The organism is Methylobacterium oryzihabitans (assembly GCF_004004555.2).
Taxonomy (GTDB): Bacteria; Pseudomonadota; Alphaproteobacteria; order Rhizobiales; family Beijerinckiaceae; genus Methylobacterium; species Methylobacterium oryzihabitans.
The window spans coordinates 22,776-41,246 of sequence record NZ_SACP01000005.1 but is presented as its reverse complement, the minus strand read 5'-3'; the positions used below and the strand labels follow the sequence as shown (position 1 = coordinate 41,246).

General features: G+C 70.2%; 17 protein-coding genes. 7 read left to right on the top strand and 10 right to left on the bottom strand.

Going from position 1 to position 18,471, the window contains the following annotated elements; translation table 11 throughout:
* Nucleotides 1-35 precede the first annotated feature (35 nt).
* Together EOE48_RS07000 and EOE48_RS06995 are read right to left on the bottom strand one after the other, a co-directional pair.
* Nucleotides 36-1,043, bottom strand: coding sequence for a hypothetical protein (locus EOE48_RS07000; RefSeq protein WP_127728078.1), 1,008 nt, complete (start codon nucleotides 1,041-1,043; stop codon nucleotides 36-38).
* A gap of 350 nt (nucleotides 1,044-1,393) precedes the next feature.
* Nucleotides 1,394-2,638, bottom strand: coding sequence for a TIGR03862 family flavoprotein (locus tag EOE48_RS06995; protein ID WP_127728077.1), 1,245 nt, complete (start codon nucleotides 2,636-2,638; stop codon nucleotides 1,394-1,396).
* 203 nt (nucleotides 2,639-2,841) lie between these two features.
* Here EOE48_RS06995 and EOE48_RS06990 point away from each other — a divergent pair, with 203 nt between their 5' ends.
* A complete protein-coding gene (locus tag EOE48_RS06990; protein ID WP_127728230.1) occupies nucleotides 2,842-3,891 on the top strand; it encodes a TerC family protein in 1,050 nt (349 codons plus the stop codon).
* Nucleotides 3,892-4,002: 111 nt separating this feature from the next.
* A complete protein-coding gene (locus tag EOE48_RS06985; protein ID WP_127728076.1) occupies nucleotides 4,003-4,635 on the top strand; it encodes a pyridoxamine 5'-phosphate oxidase family protein in 633 nt (210 codons plus the stop codon).
* 10 nt (nucleotides 4,636-4,645) lie between these two features.
* Here EOE48_RS06985 and EOE48_RS06980 read toward each other — a convergent pair whose 3' ends face one another.
* From EOE48_RS06980 to EOE48_RS06970, 3 genes are all read right to left on the bottom strand, one after another.
* Nucleotides 4,646-5,395 (bottom strand): N-acetylmuramoyl-L-alanine amidase, encoded by a 750-nt coding sequence (locus EOE48_RS06980; protein ID WP_127728075.1) that lies wholly within the window; start codon nucleotides 5,393-5,395, stop codon nucleotides 4,646-4,648.
* On the bottom strand, nucleotides 5,392-6,132 hold the full coding sequence (locus EOE48_RS06975) for a J domain-containing protein (RefSeq protein WP_127728074.1): 741 nt from the start codon (nucleotides 6,130-6,132) through the stop codon (nucleotides 5,392-5,394). The genes EOE48_RS06980 and EOE48_RS06975 overlap by 4 nt, the downstream gene beginning before the upstream one ends.
* Nucleotides 6,133-6,263: 131 nt before the next feature.
* Complete coding sequence (locus EOE48_RS06970) at nucleotides 6,264-6,533, bottom strand: hypothetical protein (RefSeq protein WP_127728073.1); 270 nt, start codon at nucleotides 6,531-6,533, stop codon at nucleotides 6,264-6,266.
* Between the two features lie 287 nt (nucleotides 6,534-6,820).
* On the opposite strand from EOE48_RS06970, the gene EOE48_RS06965 reads away from it, so the two are divergent.
* From EOE48_RS06965 to EOE48_RS06950, 4 genes are all read left to right on the top strand, one after another.
* Nucleotides 6,821-7,435 (top strand): urease accessory protein UreE, encoded by a 615-nt coding sequence (locus tag EOE48_RS06965; protein WP_127728072.1) that lies wholly within the window; start codon nucleotides 6,821-6,823, stop codon nucleotides 7,433-7,435.
* A gap of 313 nt (nucleotides 7,436-7,748) precedes the next feature.
* Nucleotides 7,749-9,101 carry a class-II fumarase/aspartase family protein gene (locus EOE48_RS06960; RefSeq protein ID WP_127728071.1) on the top strand — a complete coding sequence of 451 codons (1,353 nt, stop codon included), beginning with the start codon at nucleotides 7,749-7,751 and terminating at the stop codon, nucleotides 9,099-9,101.
* Nucleotides 9,102-9,125: 24 nt separating this feature from the next.
* The gene (gene pcaDC, locus EOE48_RS06955; RefSeq protein ID WP_127728070.1) at nucleotides 9,126-10,307 is read left to right on the top strand and encodes a bifunctional 3-oxoadipate enol-lactonase/4-carboxymuconolactone decarboxylase PcaDC; all 1,182 of its coding nucleotides are present in this window, start codon (nucleotides 9,126-9,128) and stop codon (nucleotides 10,305-10,307) included.
* 84 nt (nucleotides 10,308-10,391) lie between these two features.
* A complete protein-coding gene (locus EOE48_RS06950; RefSeq protein WP_127728069.1) occupies nucleotides 10,392-11,042 on the top strand; it encodes a TetR/AcrR family transcriptional regulator in 651 nt (216 codons plus the stop codon).
* A 55-nt stretch (nucleotides 11,043-11,097) separates the two neighbouring features.
* Here EOE48_RS06950 and EOE48_RS06945 read toward each other — a convergent pair whose 3' ends face one another.
* The 3 genes from EOE48_RS06945 to aroQ form a co-directional block, all read right to left on the bottom strand.
* Nucleotides 11,098-12,429 carry an MFS transporter gene (locus tag EOE48_RS06945; protein WP_127728068.1) on the bottom strand — a complete coding sequence of 444 codons (1,332 nt, stop codon included), beginning with the start codon at nucleotides 12,427-12,429 and terminating at the stop codon, nucleotides 11,098-11,100.
* A gap of 71 nt (nucleotides 12,430-12,500) precedes the next feature.
* Nucleotides 12,501-13,382 carry a shikimate dehydrogenase gene (locus tag EOE48_RS06940; protein WP_127728067.1) on the bottom strand — a complete coding sequence of 294 codons (882 nt, stop codon included), beginning with the start codon at nucleotides 13,380-13,382 and terminating at the stop codon, nucleotides 12,501-12,503.
* Nucleotides 13,379-13,828 carry a type II 3-dehydroquinate dehydratase gene (aroQ, locus tag EOE48_RS06935; protein ID WP_127728066.1) on the bottom strand — a complete coding sequence of 150 codons (450 nt, stop codon included), beginning with the start codon at nucleotides 13,826-13,828 and terminating at the stop codon, nucleotides 13,379-13,381. The genes EOE48_RS06940 and aroQ overlap by 4 nt, the downstream gene beginning before the upstream one ends.
* A 246-nt stretch (nucleotides 13,829-14,074) precedes the next feature.
* Between aroQ and EOE48_RS06930 the strand changes: the two genes are divergently transcribed.
* Nucleotides 14,075-15,985, top strand: a complete 1,911-nt coding sequence (locus tag EOE48_RS06930; RefSeq protein WP_127728065.1) for a bifunctional sugar phosphate isomerase/epimerase/4-hydroxyphenylpyruvate dioxygenase family protein — start codon at nucleotides 14,075-14,077, stop codon at nucleotides 15,983-15,985.
* Between the two features lie 568 nt (nucleotides 15,986-16,553).
* On the opposite strand, the gene tuf is transcribed toward EOE48_RS06930, so the two are convergent.
* Nucleotides 16,554-17,744, bottom strand: a complete 1,191-nt coding sequence (gene tuf, locus EOE48_RS06925; RefSeq protein ID WP_127727821.1) for an elongation factor Tu — start codon at nucleotides 17,742-17,744, stop codon at nucleotides 16,554-16,556.
* A gap of 429 nt (nucleotides 17,745-18,173) precedes the next feature.
* Nucleotides 18,174-18,431: a hypothetical protein gene (locus EOE48_RS06920; RefSeq protein WP_127728064.1), complete on the bottom strand. Its 258-nt coding sequence runs from the start codon at nucleotides 18,429-18,431 to the stop codon at nucleotides 18,174-18,176.
* Between the last annotated feature and the right edge of the window lie 40 nt (nucleotides 18,432-18,471).

Below are 18,471 nucleotides of genomic sequence, written 5' to 3'. Positions count from 1 at the left end.
GTAGCGATGCTCGCCCCGGACTTCCATCGACGTGGCTATTGGGACCTCTGAAAACCCTCCGCAATTGTTGCTATATCGTTAAGAAAGTTTGTTCTTAGCTGTTGGTCGATTGTGTTACGGGCATAATTCGCCCTTGCTTCCGTAAGGTTGCCGTTTTTGATGGGAGTGAGTTTGCGCACGATTGCGGATGACGCAAGTGGGCCGCCGACCTCTCCCTCCAGAGGCGGGGCCTGTCGGGCATCCAGAGGTTTGAGTTTCGCGGCATCTGGTGATGTAGAGATGACCACGATCACGCGGTGAGAATCGGATCGCGAACCGCCGGCCTCTAATCCCACCGATGTGAGCAGTAGGCCAAGACCAGGAGGTGCTGCCGTGAGCCCTGAACTCAGGCCGGCCGACAGTTTTGTCGAGAACGAGATATTATCGCCCATTTGGGGAATCGCCGGACTCGCGTCAGTTCCGAATATTCCCTTCAAATCGACACCTGGTCCTGCTAAGTTTCTGAAATGATTTAATCTGATATATGTTTTCATGAGATCTTTTACCGGAAGCTTCCCACGAACAGGATAAATTATATCGTATGTTCTTTCGCGATCACAATACTGATGGCTCACTTTTACAACAAGTTCTTCGAACGTGTCGACAGTATTGAAAGTTCTAGTGATGGTTCGGGTTCGAGCCGACGAGCCAGAGAGTCCCAGGCGACCGATACGGTTCGAGGCGCCAACGAAACGCTGTGTGAAACCAACACCGGCGCTTTCGTTATTTTGCTCGTCCATCATCAGTTGGAAAAGATAAGCAATTTGGGTATTGCGGTACAAAGCAAATGAAGAGCGGATTTTGGGATGCAGATTTTCGAATCTTATATCATTCCACAGCTTGGGATTCGTTGTCAGTGCATTTGCAAGAGTTGTCCCGTTGTATGAACCCCAAACGAACTGATCGGAAAAACTTTCATGAAGGATCTCGATGATTGCCTCTTGTAATCCTGATCGCGCCTCACAGCGAATGTTGTCGACGATAGCTGTTGTATCGAAGAGCATCGCATCCTGTGGCAGTGGGTAAACGGAACATGCAGAAGCAAGGCACGCCGAGCAAACGGCGACGACAAATCTGAATTTCATAGTCCTGCCCCAAAAATTTTTTAAACATTAATAAAATAACAATTTTTTGCTGTAGCAAAATCGCAACACTCGCCGCCCTGTATCGAAAGCAGGGGTTTATGTGATTGCAAATTTCGTTGCGATATTTTCTCTTAAATTATGAGCAATGCAGATTTTTATCATTTCAGTAAGAAACATCCTTGATTGTACCTAATGAGCCAACAATATCATATATTGATCGAGAATATTTGTTGAAAATCATCGCGTTCTGCCCGGTGCGGGAGTCGTATTCAACGATGTATCGATTGAGCGCGCAACCAGTCCAGCGCCCCGGCCGCCGCGGCGCGGCCGGTGGCGAAGCTCGCCTGGAGCAGATAGCCGCCGGTCGGCGCCTCCCAGTCGATCATCTCGCCGGCCAGGAAGGTGCCGGGGTGCGTGCGCAGCATCAGCCGGCCGTCGAGGCTCTCCGCCGCGACGCCGCCGGCGGTGGAGATCGCCCGCTCGATCGGCTGCAGGCCGGTGAGGCGCAGGGGCGCCGCCTTGACCAGGCCGGCGAGCCGCGCGGGGTCGGTCGGCAGCCCGTCCGGTCCGGCGGCCTCCCGCAGCAGGCCGGCCGCCACCGGGTCGAGACCGGCCGCCTTGCGCAGGGTGGTGGCGCGCGACTGGCCGGGCTTGGCCGCGCCGAGGCGCCGGGCGAGCACGGCCTCGTCGAGGTCCGGCCGCAGGTCGAGCCGGGCGGTCACGCTCCCCTCGGCCAGGACCGCCTCGCGCAACGGCCGCGACAGCGCGTAGACGACCCCGCCCTCGATCCCGTCCCGGGTCACCACCGCCTCGCCCCGGGCCCTGTGGACGCCGAGGCTCAGCGCGATGCGCTTGAGCGGGGCGCCGGCGAAGCGCCCGGCGAACACCGTCGACCACGGCACGCGAAAACCCATATTGGCCGGGCGCAAAGGCGCGACCGTCGCGCCCGCCCGCTCCAGCACCGGCACCCACGCCCCGTCCGAGCCGAGGCGCGGCCAGCTCGCGCCGCCGAGGGCGAGCACCGTCGCGGCCGGTCGCAGAACCTCCGCTCCGTCCGGGCCCTCGATCCGCAGGGCGCCCGCCTCGTCCCATCCGGTCCAGCGGGTGCGGGTCCGCAGCCGCACGCCGAGCCCGTCGAGGCGGGCGAGCCACGCCCGCAGCAGCGGCGACGCCTTGAAGGCCCGGGGAAACACCCGGCCGCTCGACCCGACGAAGGTCGGCTGGCCGAGATCCTCGCACCAGTGCCGCAGGGCGTCCGGCGGAAAGCGGTCGATCGCCGCGAGCAGCCCCGGTTCGGCCGGATGGTAGCGGGCGAGGAAGCGGTCGAGGGGCTCGCTGTGGGTGAGGTTGAGCCCGCCACGGCCGGCGATGAGGAGCTTGCGCGCCGGCGACGGCATCCGCTCGATCACGGTGACCGGCAGCCCGGCCCCGGCCAGGACCTCTGCGGCGGCGAGCCCCGCCGGCCCGGCGCCGACCACCACCGCTCCGTGTTCCGCCGCGCGCGATCCCGTCATGGCGGCACCCGAACCGCGGCAGGGGGCGGAGTGTCAAGCGGTGCGGAGGAGAAAACGTTCGTGGCCACGCTCTTGATCCCTCGCTCCGGCGCACCTAAGTGCGGCTCCATCGGCTGCGGGCCCCTCTGGCGAGCGTGCGTGTCAACGCCCTCGTGATGTCGGAGCCGATGCTTTCCTGATCCGAAGCATCGATGGTCCGCTCCATGGTCGATCTCCTGTTCAACGAATGGCTCGGCAAGCCCATCTGGATGTGGCTCGCCTTCCACGCCGTCATCTTCCTGCTGCTCGCCTTCGATCTCGGCCTGCTCCACCGCGACAAGTCGCGGGAGATCGGCGTCAAGGAGAGCCTGCTCCTTACCGCGTTCTATCTCAGTCTCGGCCTGCTCTTCGGCGGCTGGATCTGGTGGTATCTCGGGCCGCAGGCCGGGCAGGAATACCTCGCCGGCCTCGTGGTCGAGAAATCGCTGTCGATGGACAACGTGTTCGTCATCGCGGTGATCTTCGGCTTCCTCGGCATCCCGCGGGTGGCACAGCACCGGGTGCTGCTGTGGGGTATCCTGGCGGCGGTCCTGCTGCGCGGGCTGATGATCGGCCTCGGCGCCGCCCTGGTGCATCAGGCCGAATGGGTGCTGACCATCTTCGCCGCCTTCCTGATCTATGCCGGCATCAAGATGCTGGTCTCCCGCGAGGAAGAGGACGGGGAGGGCGAGTCGGCCAACCGCTTCGTCGCCTTCGCGCGCCGGCACTTCCGGGTCACCGACGACCTCGACGGCCAGAAGTTCGTCACCCGCCGGCCCCATCCCGAGACCGGCAAGCCGGTGCGCTGGCTGACGCCGCTGGCGCTCGCCCTGGTCCTGGTCAACGGCGCCGACGTGATCTTCGCCGTCGACAGCGTGCCGGCGATCTTCGCGATCACCACCGACACCTACGTGGTCTACACCTCGAACATCTTCGCCATCCTCGGCCTGCGCGCGCTCTATTTCGCGCTGGCCGCGATGGTCGACCGCTTCGCCTACCTCAAGACGGCGCTGGCGCTGATCCTGATCTTCATCGGCCTGAAGATCGTGGTCGCCGACACGTTCGAGCTGATCCACATCGCACCCTGGGTCTCGCTCGTGGTCACCGTGGTGCTGCTCGCCGGCGGCATCGCCTACAGCCTGTGGCGCACCCGGGACGGCCACCGGCCGGCGGCGGAGGGCGAGGCGCTGCCGTCCGCTCCCCACCACGCCGCGCCGGGCGGCCGGCACGGCTGAGACGTCACCGACGGGGTGGGGGGTTCGGCTTCCATCCCGTCGCAGATTTCGCTTCGCGGGCGGGCCGCAGCGGGCTAGCGATGGATCTCCCGATCGCCAGGGAGTTGCCCCGTGACTCGACCCGATCCGACGCAGCCGCTCGACACCCGCGAGGCGGTGCGGGCGCGCTACGGCGAGCCCAATCCCCGCGTCGTCGCCAAGGAGCTGCGCCGCCTCGACCGGCACGCCCGCGCCTTCATCGCGCTGTCGCCGTTCCTCGTCATCGCCTCGGCCGACGGGCAGGGGCGGGCCGACGCGACCCCGCGGGGCGACGCACCCGGCTTCGTCGCGGTCCTCGACGACACCACCCTGCTGATTCCGGACCGGCGCGGCAACAACCGGGTCGACACGCTGCTCAACCTGACCGAGAACCCCCATCTCGGCCTCGTCTTCATGGTGCCGGGCATCAACGAGACGCTGCGGGTCAACGGCCGCGCCCGAATCGTCACGGATGCCGCCCTGCTCGATCCCCTGGCCGCCCAGGGCAAGGTGCCGGCCTCCGGCCTGCTGCTGACGGTCGAGGAGGTCTTCTTCCACTGCGGCAAGGCGATGATCCGCTCGGAGCTGTGGAACTCCGAGCGGCAGGTGCCGCGTGGCGCGTTCCCGACCCTCGGCCGCATCCTCGCCGACCAGTTGCAGGACGGGCTCACCGTCGAGGCGTCGGAGCAGTGGATCGCCGAGAGCTACCGCGACCGGCTGTACTGATGAACCGGCCTCACGCCGGTTTCGTCGCGAGCAGGTCGCGCAGGGTCGTGATGGTCGAGGCGTCGGCGACGCCGTCGACCCGCTCGGGCCGGAAATGGCGCTGGAACGCGGTGACGACCGCCGCCGTGCGGTCGTCGAAGGTGCCCGTCACCGGCTGGTCGTAGCCGTAGAGGGCGAACATCGCCTGGAGCGCCTCGATCGGCTGGCCGGCATCGCCGCGGGCGAAGAAGCGACCGTCGCGGATCGGCGCCGGTTTCACCCAGTGGCCGATCCCGGCCCTGTGCAGCGCCTCCCAGAAGAAGGTCTCGCCGGGATCGTCCTTGCGCTCCGGCGCCACGTCGGAATGACCGAGCACCCGGTCGGGACGGATCCGCCAGCGCCCGACGAGGTCCCGGCACAGGGCGGTGACCGCCTCCCGTTGCGCCTCCGGGTAGGGGGGCAGCCCGCCGGCATGGCCGGGATGGTCGATCTCGATGCCGAGGGAGCGCGAGTTGACGTCCCGCTCGCCCTCCCAGGCGGACACGCCGGCATGGTGCGCCCGGCGCGCCTCCGGCACCATCTGCACCACCCGGCCGTCGGCGAACACGAAGTAATGCGCCGACAGTTCGGTGACCGGGTTGGCGAGCCGCAGCAACGCCTCGCTGGCCGAGTCCATGCCGGTGTAGTGCAGGATCAGCATGTCGACCGGCAGGCGGCGCTCGCCGTGGTTGGGGGAGGGCACGACCTGGGTCGCGACCGGGCTCTCGGGGGTCGGCTTCATGCGGGATCCGGGCGGCCGGCGCCGCGCTCGGCCTGGATGCGGTCCCAGGCGGCGTTGATCGCGGCGAGGCGGCGGGTGGCGATGGCGACCGCCGCGGGGGGCAGGCCGCGGGCGAGGGCGCGGTCGGGGTGGTGCTCCGCCACCAGGGCGCGGTGGCGGGCCTTCAGCGCCGCCGTCTCGTCGTCGCGGGAGGCGCCGAGCACCTCGTAGGGATCGCCCTCGATCCGCAGGTGGCGGGCGCTGATGCGGCCGAAGGCGGCGTCGTCGAAGCCGAAGACCTCGGCGACCGCCCGCAGGTAGGCGGCCTCCTTCTCGTGCACCGCCCCGTCGGCCTTGGCGATGTGGAACAGGCCGTCGAGCACGTCCTCGAGCAGGGCCGGCTGGTCGCGAAACACCTCGGCGACCTGCCGGGCGTAGCCCTCGAACCCGCTGGTGGTGCGCTTGGCGAGGTCGAACAGCCGGTCGATGCCGGCGCGCTCCTCCTCCGGGACCCGGACGATCTCCTCGAAGGCCGCGACCTCGGCCGGCGTCACGACGCCGTCGGACTTCGCCATCTTGGCGGCCAGCGCGACGAGGCCGGTGGTGAACACCACCTCGCGCGGCGTCGGGCCGAACAGCGAGCCCTCGCGGTCGACGAGGAAGTGGCCGGCGACGGCACCGATCAGCGCGCCGAGCGGTCCGCCGGCGGCGAGGCCGAGCCCCGCCCCCCCGAGCTTGCCCCACAGCCCGAGGCTCATCGGGCGGCTCCGCCCGCGCATGGGGGAGGGGAGAATCGGGGCGTCGTCATCGCGGCGTTGTAGCGCCGATTCCGGCCGAGCGGAATCGCGATGCTCCGGGGCCGGCGCGTGCGGCCCCGGAGCGGGCCGGATCAGCGGCAGTAGATGTTGCCGTAGGCGTCGCGGTAGGTGCCGTAGGGGCATTGCGGCGCCGTCGCGGCGCCGACGAGGGCGCCGCCGGCCGCCCCGATCAGGCCGCCTGCGAGGGCGCCGCCCGCCCGCCCGGTCGCCGCCGCGCCGACCGCCGCGCCGGTGAGGCCGCCGAGGGCCGCGCCGCCAGCCGCCCGGTCGCCGGGGGTGTTGCAGGCGCCCACCGAGAGGGCGAGGGTCCCGGCGAGTGCCGCGGCGATGAGCTTCTTCATGACCGTGTCCCTTGTGCGTGGCGCGGATCGGCGGCGGCGTCCCGCGGCATCGGCCACGGGCGTCGCGTTGGGTTGCCTCTAGTCCCGCTTCGTCCAGCCTAGCTTGTGCAGGCATGAACGCCAAATGAGCAAGGCCGCGCTTCGTTCCGAGGCAGAGGGGCGGTCCGCCACGAAAGCGCCGGGGCGCGGCATTCGCGCAACGGTGGGTGGGTCTGCGGCGGTGTCCTGCCCTCGGCGGGAAAATGCAGTACAGGGAGCGGACACGACGCCCGCGAGGACACCTTTCGATGCTGCGCGCTACCACCATCGTCCGCAAGCCGGCCGTGCGCCCGGACGCGGTTGCCGATTCCCTGACCCTCGACCACGCGGCCCGCAGCCGGCGCCAGGGCGAGCTGACCGCCCAGGGCGGCCTCGCCGTCCGGCTCGACCTCGACCGCGACACGGTGCTGGAGGACGGCGACGCCCTGCGCCTGGAGGACGGCCGGCTGGTGCGGATCGTCGCGGCGCCGCAGGCCCTGCTGGAGGTGCGCTCGGAGAATCCTTCGCGCCTGACCCGCCTCGCCTGGCAGCTCGGCAGCAACCACGTCCAGGCCGAGATCGGCGCCGAGGCGCTCTACGTCCTCGCCGACCCGGTGGTCGCCGAACTGGTGCGCGGCCAGGGCTGCACCGCGACCCCGGTCGAGCGCCCGTTCCGCCCCGAGCGCGAGGCGGTCGCCCACGACCACAGCCAGTGCGGCCACGACCATCATCACCAGGGGCATGCGCACGACCACGGACATGCGCACGGGCACGACCATGGCCATGCGCATGGTCACGATCACGCTCATCACGATCACGGCCACCACCACGACCATGCCGAGCACGCGCACGGGCCGGATTGCGGCTGCGGGCACAAGCACTGAGGCGAGATCCGACGCTCCGCATTCCTGATGACGCGCACGCCCTGACCCTCCCCCCTCCGCGGGGGAGGGTGCCCGGCGGAGGCTGGGCGGGAGAGGGGAACCACGCTTCCGGATTGGGTTCGGCAGCCGTGCAAGGCGCTACGTCCGGCACCGTCGCGATCCCCTCTCGGCGGGACTTCGTCCCGCTGCGCTCGCTCCGCTCGCCACCCTCCCCCGCAGAGGGGGGAGGGTCGGCGGGTGGGACACGCATCGGCGGACGATCGAATCTTGTGAAGCGCCCCCCACACCCGCCCCTCACAGGCTACCCCCTCCCATGACCCTCTCGGCCCTCGATTCCTCCCTGCTCGGCCCCCTGTTCGCCACCGACGCCATGCGGGCCGTCTTCTCCGACGAGGCGCGGGTCGCCGCGATGCTGCGGGCCGAGGCGGCCCTCGCCCGGGCGCAGGCGGCGGTCGGGATGGTGCCGGACGGTCTCGCCCCGGCCATCGAGGGTATCACCGCGGAATCGCTCGATCCCTCGGCCCTCGGGCGGCGCACCGCGGTGTCCGGCGTGCCGGTGATCCCGTTCGTCAAGGCGGTGCAGGCGGCGCTGCCGGCGGAGCTGGAGCCCGGCTTCCACAAGGGCACCACGACCCAGGACATCGCCGACACCGCCCTGGTGCTCCAGGTCCGCGACGCCCTCGACCTCGTCGCCGCCGACCTGACGGCGATCCTCGACGGCCTCTCGACCCTCGCCCGCCGGCACCGCGAGACGCCGTGCGTCGGGCGCACCTACGGCCAGCACGCGGCGCCGGTGACCTTCGGCTTCAAGGCGGCGATCTGGGCCCTCGGCCTCGCCGAGATCGCGGCGGACCTGCCGCGGGTGCGCGCCCGGATCCAGACCGCGTCGCTCGGCGGCCCGGTCGGCACGCTCACCGGCCTCGGCGACAAGGCCGAGGCGGTCGGCGACGGCTTCGCGGCGGCGCTGAGCCTGCATCCCGACCTCGCCCCCTGGCACACCCGCCGCGCCCGCGTCGCCGAGACCGGCACCTGGCTCGTCCTGGTGATGGGGGCGCTGGCCAAGTTCGCCACCGACGTGGCGCATCTCGCCACCACGGAGGTCGGCGAGGTGGCCGAGCCCTACGTGCCGGGCCGCGGCGGCTCCTCGGCGATGCCGCACAAGCGCAACCCGGTCTCCTCGACCGTGATCCTCGCCGCCTTCGCCGGCGCCAAGGGATTCGGCGCCACCCTGGTCGACGCGATGGCGGCGGCGCACGAGCGGCCGGCGGGGCCCTGGCACGCCGAGTGGAACGCCCTGCCGTCGCTGTTCGGCCTCGCCTCCGGCGCGCTGCGCGAGGCGCGCGGCCTCGCCCAGGGGCTGGTGCCCGACCCCGAGCGGATGCGGGCCAACATCGACCTCACCCGCGGGATGCTGTTCGCCGACGCCGCGGCCTCCCGGCTGACCGCCTCCCTCGGCGCCAAGGCGGCGCACGCCCTGGTCGAGGAGGCGGCCGGCGCGGTCCGCGACGGACAGGGCTCGTTGCGCGAGGTGCTGGAACGGCGCCCCGAGGCGGCCGGCATCGACCTCGGCCCCGCCTTCGACCTCGGCCCGGCGATCCGTGCCGGCGCCCGCACCGCCGACCGGGCCCTGGCCGAGACCGCCCGCCTCGCTGCCCTGGTCGGCTGAATCTTGAGAGGGAGTGAGCGACCGATGCCCCAGATCCAGGCCAACGGCACCCGCCTGAACTACGAGCTGTCGGGCCCGAGCGGCGCCCCGGTGGTGGTGTTCTCCAACTCGCTCGGCACCTCGCTGGCGATGTGGGACGCGGTGGTGCCGCATCTGCGCGGCCGCTACCGCATCCTGCGCTACGACACCCGCGGCCACGGCGCGTCCGAGGTCCGCGACGCGCCGGCGGAGGTCGCGGATCTCGCCGACGACCTGCTCGGCCTGCTCGACGCCCTCGGCATCGCCCGGGCGCACGTCGTCGGCCTGTCGCTCGGCGGCATGACCGGGCAGGCGCTGGCCGCCAGGGCGCCCGACCGCGTGCAGAGCCTGACCCTGATGGCGACCGCCGCCTGGATGCCGACCCGGGAAGCGTGGGACGAGCGCGCCGAGACCGTGCGGGCGCAGGGCACGCAGGCGATCGTCGCCGCCACGATGGGGCGCTGGTTCACCCCCGGCTTCCCGGAGCGGGCGCCCGACGCGGTCGCGGCGGTGAGCCGGCAGTTCGTGGAATGCGACCGCCACGGCTACGCGGTGTGCTGCAACGCCATCGGGCGGATGGACCTGCGGCCGATCCTGGAGCGCATCACCGCCCCGACCCTGGTGATCGCCGGCCGCGACGACCCGGCGACGCCGCCGGCGAAGTCCGAGGAGATCTGCGCCGGCATCCCGCAGGCCGAACTCGTCGTGCTGCCGAAGGCGGCGCATCTGCTGGCGGTCGAGCAGCCCGAGGCGGCGGCCGCCCATCTGCTCGGCTTCCTCGACCGCCACCGCGGCGCACCCGCCGAGGCCAAGGGCGCGACGGCGTTCGAGGAGGGCCTGAGCAACCGCCGCAGCGTGCTCGGCGAGGCCCATGTCGACCGCTCGCTCGCGGCGGCCGGCGGCTTCGCGACGCCGTGGCAGGACTTCATCACCCGCACCGCCTGGGGCGAGGTCTGGGGCGACCCGCGGCTGCCGTGGAAGACCCGCTCCCTCGTGACCCTCGCCATGATGGTGGCGCTCGGCCGCGAGGAGGAGTTCAAGCTCCACGTTCGCCCGGCCCTGCGCAACGGCGTCACCGAGGCCGAGTTGCAGGCGCTGCTGATCCAGACCGCGATCTATGCCGGCGTGCCGGCGGCCAACGGCGCGTTCAAGCTGGTGCGCGAGGTGCTCGGCGACGAGTTGGCGTGAGGGGATGGCCGGCGGCCCGGTGCCGCCGGCCGTTCCGGGTGATACAGGGAGGCCCCCGACGCCTCCCCTCGCTCCCGTGGCCCGATGGATTCCGCACCCCGCGACAAGACCCGCACCCGCACCAACGACCCGGAGCGGACCAAGGCCGACATCCTCACCGTCGCGACCGAGGAATTCTCGACCTACGGCCTCAGCGGCGCGCGGGTCGATGCGATTGCGGAGCGCACCCGCACCTCGAAGCGGATGATCTACTACTACTTCGGCAGCAAGGAGGGGCTGTATCTGGCGGTGCTGGAGAAGGCCTATGCCGATATCCGCGCGGTCGAGGCCGACCTGCGCCTCGGCGACCTCAGCCCGGCCGAGGCGATCCGCCGCCTGATCGAGTTCACCTTCGACTACGACGAGGACCACCCGGACTTCATCCGCCTCGTCACGATCGAGAACATCCACCGCGCCGAGCACCTGTCGGCCTCGAGAAACATCGGCCGGCTGAACCTCAGCGTGATCGAGGCGATCACCGGGATCATCGCCCGCGGCCAGGCCGACGGCAGCTTCCGGCCGGACGTCGAGCCCCTCGACATCCACATGATGATCAGCGCGCTGTGTTTCTTCCGGGTCGCGAACCGCCACACCTTCGGGGCGATCTTCGGCGTCGACCTGTCGGAGCCGGCCCTGCGCGCCCGCCACCGCCGGATGACCGGCGACGCGATCCTGAGGCTGATCGAGCGGGCGTGAGCCGACCAAAGGCCCTCCCCCGGGGCCGGGGGAGGGCCATGGACCGTGGATGGGCTCAGCGCCGGCCGAGCTGGTCCATCGGGGTGCGGTAGGTCTCGCGGGCGGTGAAGACCGAGACCGCGGCGACCGCTGCCGCGGCGGTGGTGAAGGCCGCGACCGGGATCCAGCCGGTGGGGCCGTCGCCGAGGACCGCCGCGCTGATCGACGGGGCGAAGCCGGCGAGCGCGAAGCCGATCTGGGTGCCGATCGCCATGCCGGAGAGCCGGACGCGGGTGTCGAACATCTCGCCGTAGAGCGCCGGCCAGACCCCGTTGGCGGCGCTGTAGACCACGCCCGAGAGCAGGATGCCGAAGGTGAAGATCAGCGGGATGTTCACCTGCGACAGCGCCCATAAGTAGGGCCAGATCAGCGCCGCCGAGCCGAGGGCGCCGAGGATGAAGACCGGGCGGCGGCCGATGCGGTCCGACAGGGCGGCCCAGGCGGGAATCGCGGCGAGCGCCACCACGTTGGCGAGGATCAGCACCGTCAGCATCGTCGAGCGGTCGATCTTCATCGTGTTGACGGCATAGGACAGCGTGAAGACGCTGAAGATCGTGCTCACCACCGCGACGAGGGCGGCGAAGATCACCCGCAGCACGTCGTCCCACTGGGTGCGGAACAGGGTGGCGACGGGGAGCCCGGCGGTCTCCTGCGCCTTGTCCTCCTGCTCGAAGACCGGGGTCTCCGGCAGGGTGCGGCGGACCCAGAACCCGACCGCGACCACCACGGCGCTGAGGAAGAACGGGATGCGCCAGCCCCAGGACAGGAGTTGCGCCTCGGGGAGCTGGGCGATCGGCAGGAACACCAGCGTGGCGAGGATCAGCCCGGCCTGGGTGCCGCTGAGGGTGAAGCTGGTGAAGAAGGCGCGCCGGTGGGCGGGGGCGTGTTCCAGCGTCATCGAGTTGGCGCCGGCCTGCTCGCCGGCCGCCGAGACGCCCTGGAGCAGACGCGCGACCACGAGCAGGATCGGCGACAGGATGCCGATCTGGTCGTAGGTCGGCAGGCAGCCGATCATGAAGGTCGAGATGCCCATCAGCAGCAGGGTGAAGGTGAGCACCTTCTTGCGGCCGAACTTGTCGCCGATATGCCCGAGCGCCACGGCGCCGAGCGGCCGGGTGATGTAGCCGACCCCGAAGGTGGCGAAGGCCGCGATGGTGGCGAGCTTCGGGTCGACCGACGGGAAGAAGATCTTGCCGAACACCAGCGCGGCGGCGGTGCCGTAGATGAAGAAGTCGTAGTATTCGACCGCGCTGCCGATCCAGCTCGCGAGCGCGGCCTTGCGCGGCGCGCGGGCGCCCTCGGCGGTAGGGGCGTGCGGCAGCGCGCCCGAGGCGATGGCCTGGGACATGGTCGGGGTTTCCTCTCTCGGGTATCGTCGGGTTCTTTGGGGGGGCGGCCCGTCGACGGGCCGCCCGGGATTCAGGCGGCCGCCGCGGAATCCTTCGGCCGGCCGAGTTCGGCGAAGTGGCGCAGCATCCGCTCCGGGTCGGGGGCGAGGCCGGTGAACAGGCGGAACGCCTCGACGGCCTGGAACACCGCCATGCCGCCGCCGTCGAGGGTGCGGCAACCGATCCGGCGCGCCTCGCGCAGCAGGGCGGTCTCGATCGGGAAATAGACGATCTCCGACACCCACAGCCGCGGGTGCAGCAGCTCGGCCGGCAGCGGCAGGCCCGGATACTTGTCCATGCCGGTCGGGGTGCAGTGGACGAGGCCGTCCGCCGCCGCGACGTCGGCAGCGAGGTCGCGGCTCGCCCGCGCCCGGCCGGCGCCGAAGCGGTCGCACAGCGAGGCCGCCACCGTGTCGGCACGGGCCGGGTCGATGTCCGACAGGATCACCTCGCCGATCCCGAGGGTCAGGAGCGCGTGCGCCACCGCCGCGCCGGCGCCGCCGGCGCCGAGCTGGACCGCGCGCCCGAGCGCCGCGTCGGGCAGACCGCGCCGGAACGCCTCGGCGTAGCCCCACCAGTCGGTGTTGTGGCCGGTGCGCTTGCCGTCGCGCAGCACCACCGTGTTCACCGCGCCGAGGGCACGGGCGTCCGGCGACAGTTCGTGCAGGTGGGCGAGCACCGCCTGCTTGCACGGATGGGTGATGTTGAGGCCCGCAAATCCCATCCGCTCCGCGGCGGTGAGCAGGTCGGGCAGCGCGTCGGCCCCGAGGCCGAGGGGCACGAGATCGATTGTCCGGTAGATCAGCCTGAGGCCCTGCGCCTCGCCCTCGCGCTCGTGCATCGGCGGCGTGCGCGACGCCTGGATGCCCGACCCGATCAGGCCGACGAGGACGGATCGCCTGTCGCGGCTCATGACGCGCTCCCGATCAGGGTGTGGAGGCGCCGCAGCGCCAGGAGGTAGCCCTCGGTGCCGCAGCCGCAGATCACCCCGGCGGCGACGTGCGAGACGTAGGAGTGATGGCGGAAGCTCTCGCGGCGGTGGATGTTCGAGATGTGGACCTCGATGATCGGGCCCGGGAAGGCCGCGAGCGCGTCCATGATCGCCACCGAGGTGTGCGAGTAGCCGGCCGGGTTGATCGCGATCCCGGCCACGGTCTCGCGCGCCTCGTGGATCCAGTCGATGAGCTGATGCTCGGCGTTGCTCTGGCGGAAGGCGAGGTCGAGGCCGAGCTCGCCCGCGAGCGTCCGGCAGGCGGCCTCGACGTCGGCGAGGGTCTCGTGCCCGTAGACCGAGGGCTCGCGCTTGCCGAGCAGGTTGAGGTTGGGTCCGTTGAGGACCAGCACCGACCGGCCGCTCATCGGGCGGCTCCGGCGTGGGAATCGAGTTCGGTCCTGGGCATAACCACCCTCCTGTCGCGTTTCCGATGATGCGGTCTTCGATCCGCTTGAGACCAAATGTACGAACTGGTACGTTCATGTCAAGCGGATCCTGCACGATAGTGCCGGCCGTCGCTTCGGGCGGGGCTCTCCCTCCGAGGAATGCCCCCTCGACGGGGGCGCGGCGCCGGGTGCAAACAGGCCGCGGGACGAGCGGGGAGTGAGCGGATGAGGAAGGCGATTGCCACGGTGTCGCTGAGCGGCACCCTGATCGAGAAGCTGGAGGCGATCTCCGCCGCGCGCTTCGACGGGGTCGAGATCTTCGAGAACGACCTGCTGTTCCACACCGGCGCGGCGCGGGACGTGCGCCGCTACGCCTCCGACCTCGGCCTGACCATCGACCTGTTCCAGCCGTTCCGCGACTTCGAGGGCGTGTCCGACGAGCAGTTGCGGCGCAACTACGACCGGGCCGAGCGCAAGTTCGACCTGATGGAGGAACTCGGCGCGCCGCTGATCCTGGTCTGCTCCAACGTCGGCACCGAGGTCTCGGACGACGACGACCGGATGGCCGAGCAGCTTTACGGCCTCGCCGAGCGGGCGGGCAAGCGCGGGCTCAAGATCGGGTTCGAGGCCCTGTCCTGGGGCACGCGGGTGCGCACCTTCGATCGGGCGTGGCGCATCGTCGAGCGGGCGAACCACCCGCATCTCGGCCTGATCCTCGACAGCTTCCACACGCTCGCCCTGCCCGACGACTGGTCCGGCATCGCGTCCCTGCCCGGGCAGCGGGTGTTCTTCGTCCAGCTCGCCGACGCGCCGCGCCTCGGCATGAACGCGCTGACGCTGAGCCGGCACTTCCGCTGCCTGCCCGGCCAGGGCGACCTCGACGTGCCGGGCTTTCTTCAGGCGGTGCTGGCGAGCGGCTATACCGGCACGATCTCGCTGGAGATCTTCAACGACGACATGCGGGCGGCGCCGACCCGGCAGACCGCGGCCGATTCGTTCCGCTCGCTGCTGTTCCTGGAGGAGCGGGTGCGCCGCACCGCCGAAGCGCCTCCCGCCGACGGGGCGAAGCGGCCCCGGCGGCGGGTCGAGCTGTTCGACCCACCGCTGCCGCCGGCGATCGCCGGGTTGCGGTTCATCGAGATCGCGGTCGACGAGCGCAGCGAGGCCGCCCTGGTGACGCGCCTGACGCAGCTCGGCTTCCGGCTGGTCGGCCGCCACCGCTCGAAGGAGGTGACGCTCTACGGCCAGGGCGACATCCGCATCGTCCTCAACCGCGAGCCGGATTCCTTCGCCGCCTCGTTCTTCCTCGTCCACGGCCCGTCGGTCTGCGCCATCGCCCTCGACACCGACGACGCGCTGGCGGCGCTCGGCCGGGCGGAGGCCTACGGGGCGACCCGGTTCAGCGGCCGGATCGGCCCGGACGAGAACGCGATGCCGGCGGTCCGGGCGCCGGACGGCAGCCTCATCATCCTCACCGATCCGGAGACCGGCCGCGACCTCGACCGCGACTTCGTGCTCACGGGAGACGCGCCGGCCGGCCATCTCAGCCGGATCGACCACATCGCCCAGGCGCTGCCGGACGGGCAGCTCGATTCCTGGGTGCTGTTCTACCGCGCGGTGCTCGGCCTCGAACCGGAGGATTCGGTGGTGCTGCCCGATCCCTACGGCCTCGTGCGCAGCAAGGCGGTGTCGAACGCCGAGCGCACGTTCCGCCTGCCGCTCAACATCTCGGAGAGCCGCAACACCGCCACGGCCCGGCTGGTGACGAGCTTCGCGGGCGCGGGCGTGCATCACATCGCGCTCGAGACCGACGACATCTTCGCCGCCGCCGAGGCCCTGAAGGCGAGCGGCGCGGCGCTGCTGCCGATCCCGGCGAACTACTACGACGACGTCGCCGCCCGCTTCGGCCTCGACGCCGCCCTGGTGGCGCGGATGCAGAGCCTCGGCATCCTCTACGACCGGGTCGGGGAGGGCGAGTTCCTGCACCTCTACACGACGCCGTTCGAGGAGCGGTTCTACTTCGAGCTGGTGCAGCGCCGGAACGGCTACGACCTCTACGGCGCGCCGAACGCTCCGGTCCGGATGGCGGCGCTGGCGGCGTTGCGCGGGCCGAACCTGTCGCAGGTGCTGCGGTAAACGGGCGCTGCCCAAGCCCTCCCCCCTCCGCGGGGGAGGGTGCCCGGCGAAGGCCGGGCGGGAGAGGGGAACCACGTTTCCGGAAGTGGCTCCGCCGTCGTGAGAGCCTGTTTGAGCAATGGTCAATCGTATTGACCGCGCGAAGCTCCCCTTTCCCGGACGACTGAAGCGATAGCGGAAGGAGATCCGGGATCCAGACGTCAGATGTGCCGCGAAGCGGCTCCGTGTGCCGACACTGTCGCTGCATATGGACGCTTCGCGAATTCTTGTGCTGGATCCCGGATCTCCTTCCACTGCGTTCCAGTCGTCCGGGAAAGGGGAGCTTTTTCTTTAGATCGATAGTCAAACAGGCTCTGTGAGGCGCCATCTCCGGCACCGTCGCGGTCCCCTCTCGGCGGGACGGTCCCGCTGCGCTCACTCCGTTCGCCACCCTCCCCCGCAGAGAGGGGAGGGCTTCGATCGCGGGACTCTTCCAAGTCCGGCATTCCGATCGGCAAAAAGGGCGGGCCTCGCGGCCCGCCCTTTTGATGCCTCGGCGCAGGGACGGCGACGCCGTCCCCGCCCGCGCTTACTCGGTGATGGAGGCGACGACGCCGGCGCCGACGGTGCGGCCGCCCTCGCGGATGGCGAAGCGCAGCTTCTCCTCCATCGCGACGGGCACGATCAGCGTCACGTCCATCGTCACGTTGTCGCCCGGCATCACCATCTCGGTGCCTTCCGGCAGCTGGCACACGCCCGTCACGTCCGTCGTGCGGAAGTAGAACTGCGGACGGTAGTTGGTGAAGAACGGCGTGTGGCGCCCGCCTTCCTCCTTCGTCAGGATGTACGCCTCGGCCTTGAACTTCGTGTGCGGCTTCACCGATCCCGGCTTGCACACCACCTGCCCGCGCTCCACGTCCTCGCGCTTGGTGCCGCGCAGCAGCACGCCGACGTTGTCGCCCGCCTGACCCTGGTCCAGCAGCTTGCGGAACATCTCGACGCCGGTCACCGTCGTCGTCTGCGTCGCCCGGATCCCGACGATCTCCACCGTCTCGCCGACCTTGATGATCCCGCGCTCGACCCGGCCCGTCACCACCGTGCCGCGGCCCGAGATCGAGAACACGTCCTCGATCGGCATCAGGAACGGCAGGTCGATCGGACGCTCCGGCTGCGGGATGTAGGCGTCCACGTGGCTCATCAGCTCGAGGATCGCGTCATGCCCGATCTTCGGCTCGCGGTTCTCCAGCGCGCACAGGGCCGAGCCCTTGGTGATCGGGATGTCGTCGCCCGGGAAGTCGTACTTCGAGAGCAGCTCGCGCACCTCGAGCTCGACCAGATCCAGCAGCTCCGGATCGTCGACCATGTCGACCTTGTTCATGAACACGACGAGCGCCGGCACGCCGACCTGACGGGCGAGCAGGATGTGCTCGCGGGTCTGCGGCATCGGGCCGTCGGCGGCCGAGACCACCAGGATCGCGCCGTCCATCTGCGCCGCGCCGGTGATCATGTTCTTGACGTAGTCGGCGTGGCCGGGGCAGTCGACGTGGGCGTAGTGCCGGTTCTGCGTCTCGTACTCGACGTGCGCCGTCGAGATCGTGATGCCGCGCGCCTTCTCCTCCGGTGCCTTGTCGATCTGGTCGTAGGCGGTGAACGTCGCCCCGCCCGTCTCGGCCAGAACCTTCGTGATCGCCGCCGTCAGCGACGTCTTGCCGTGGTCGACGTGTCCGATCGTCCCGATGTTGCAGTGCGGCTTCGTCCGCGAAAACTTTTCCTTGGCCATATCCATCACCTGCGGCAAGCCCGCCCGCGGGTTCTGGCGCAGGGCGGTAAAGGCGCGGCCCGCTTAGAGGGTTAGCGCCGGATGATCAAGGGGACCGGGCGGCCGGCCGCCCCCGGTCGGTGCGGGAGCGGGTGCTCCCGGTCGGTGGAACCGCCGGACCTGCCGGCGCCGCCATAGATAGGACGCGCGGGCGCAGGTCAAAGGGCGGGCCGCCGCCGGCGCGGCCGGGCCGCACGAAAAAGGGCCGCCTCGCGGCGGCCCCCTTCCGGACGTGCTGTCGATGTTACAGGCTCATGACGGCCATGGCGGTGCCGATGGCAGTGCCGGCGGCGCCGGCCACGAAGGCGCCGATCATGCCGTAGGTGACGGCCTTGAGGATCATGGGGGTCTCCGTGAGGTTCGAGATCGGGCGTCGGGTCGCGGGAGGCGTCAGCAGCGGTTGCCGCCGGTGGTCTGGCCGTACTGCTTGACCGGACGGGTCTGCTGATTGGCGTTGCCCTCGGCCGCCGAACTCATCGGACAGACCTCGTAGACGGGACCGTCATGAACTCCCAGGGACCCGGTGGTCTCGACGTCGTAGACCGTACGGGGCTGCCAGAAAGCACGACCATCGAAGGCCATCGCAGTCGAGATCGGGGCGGTACCAAGAACAAGCGCGGCGATGACGGCGGCGAGTTTGACTTTCATGGGGGCTGTCCAGCTCCTTACCTGCGCAGTCCACCGCGGC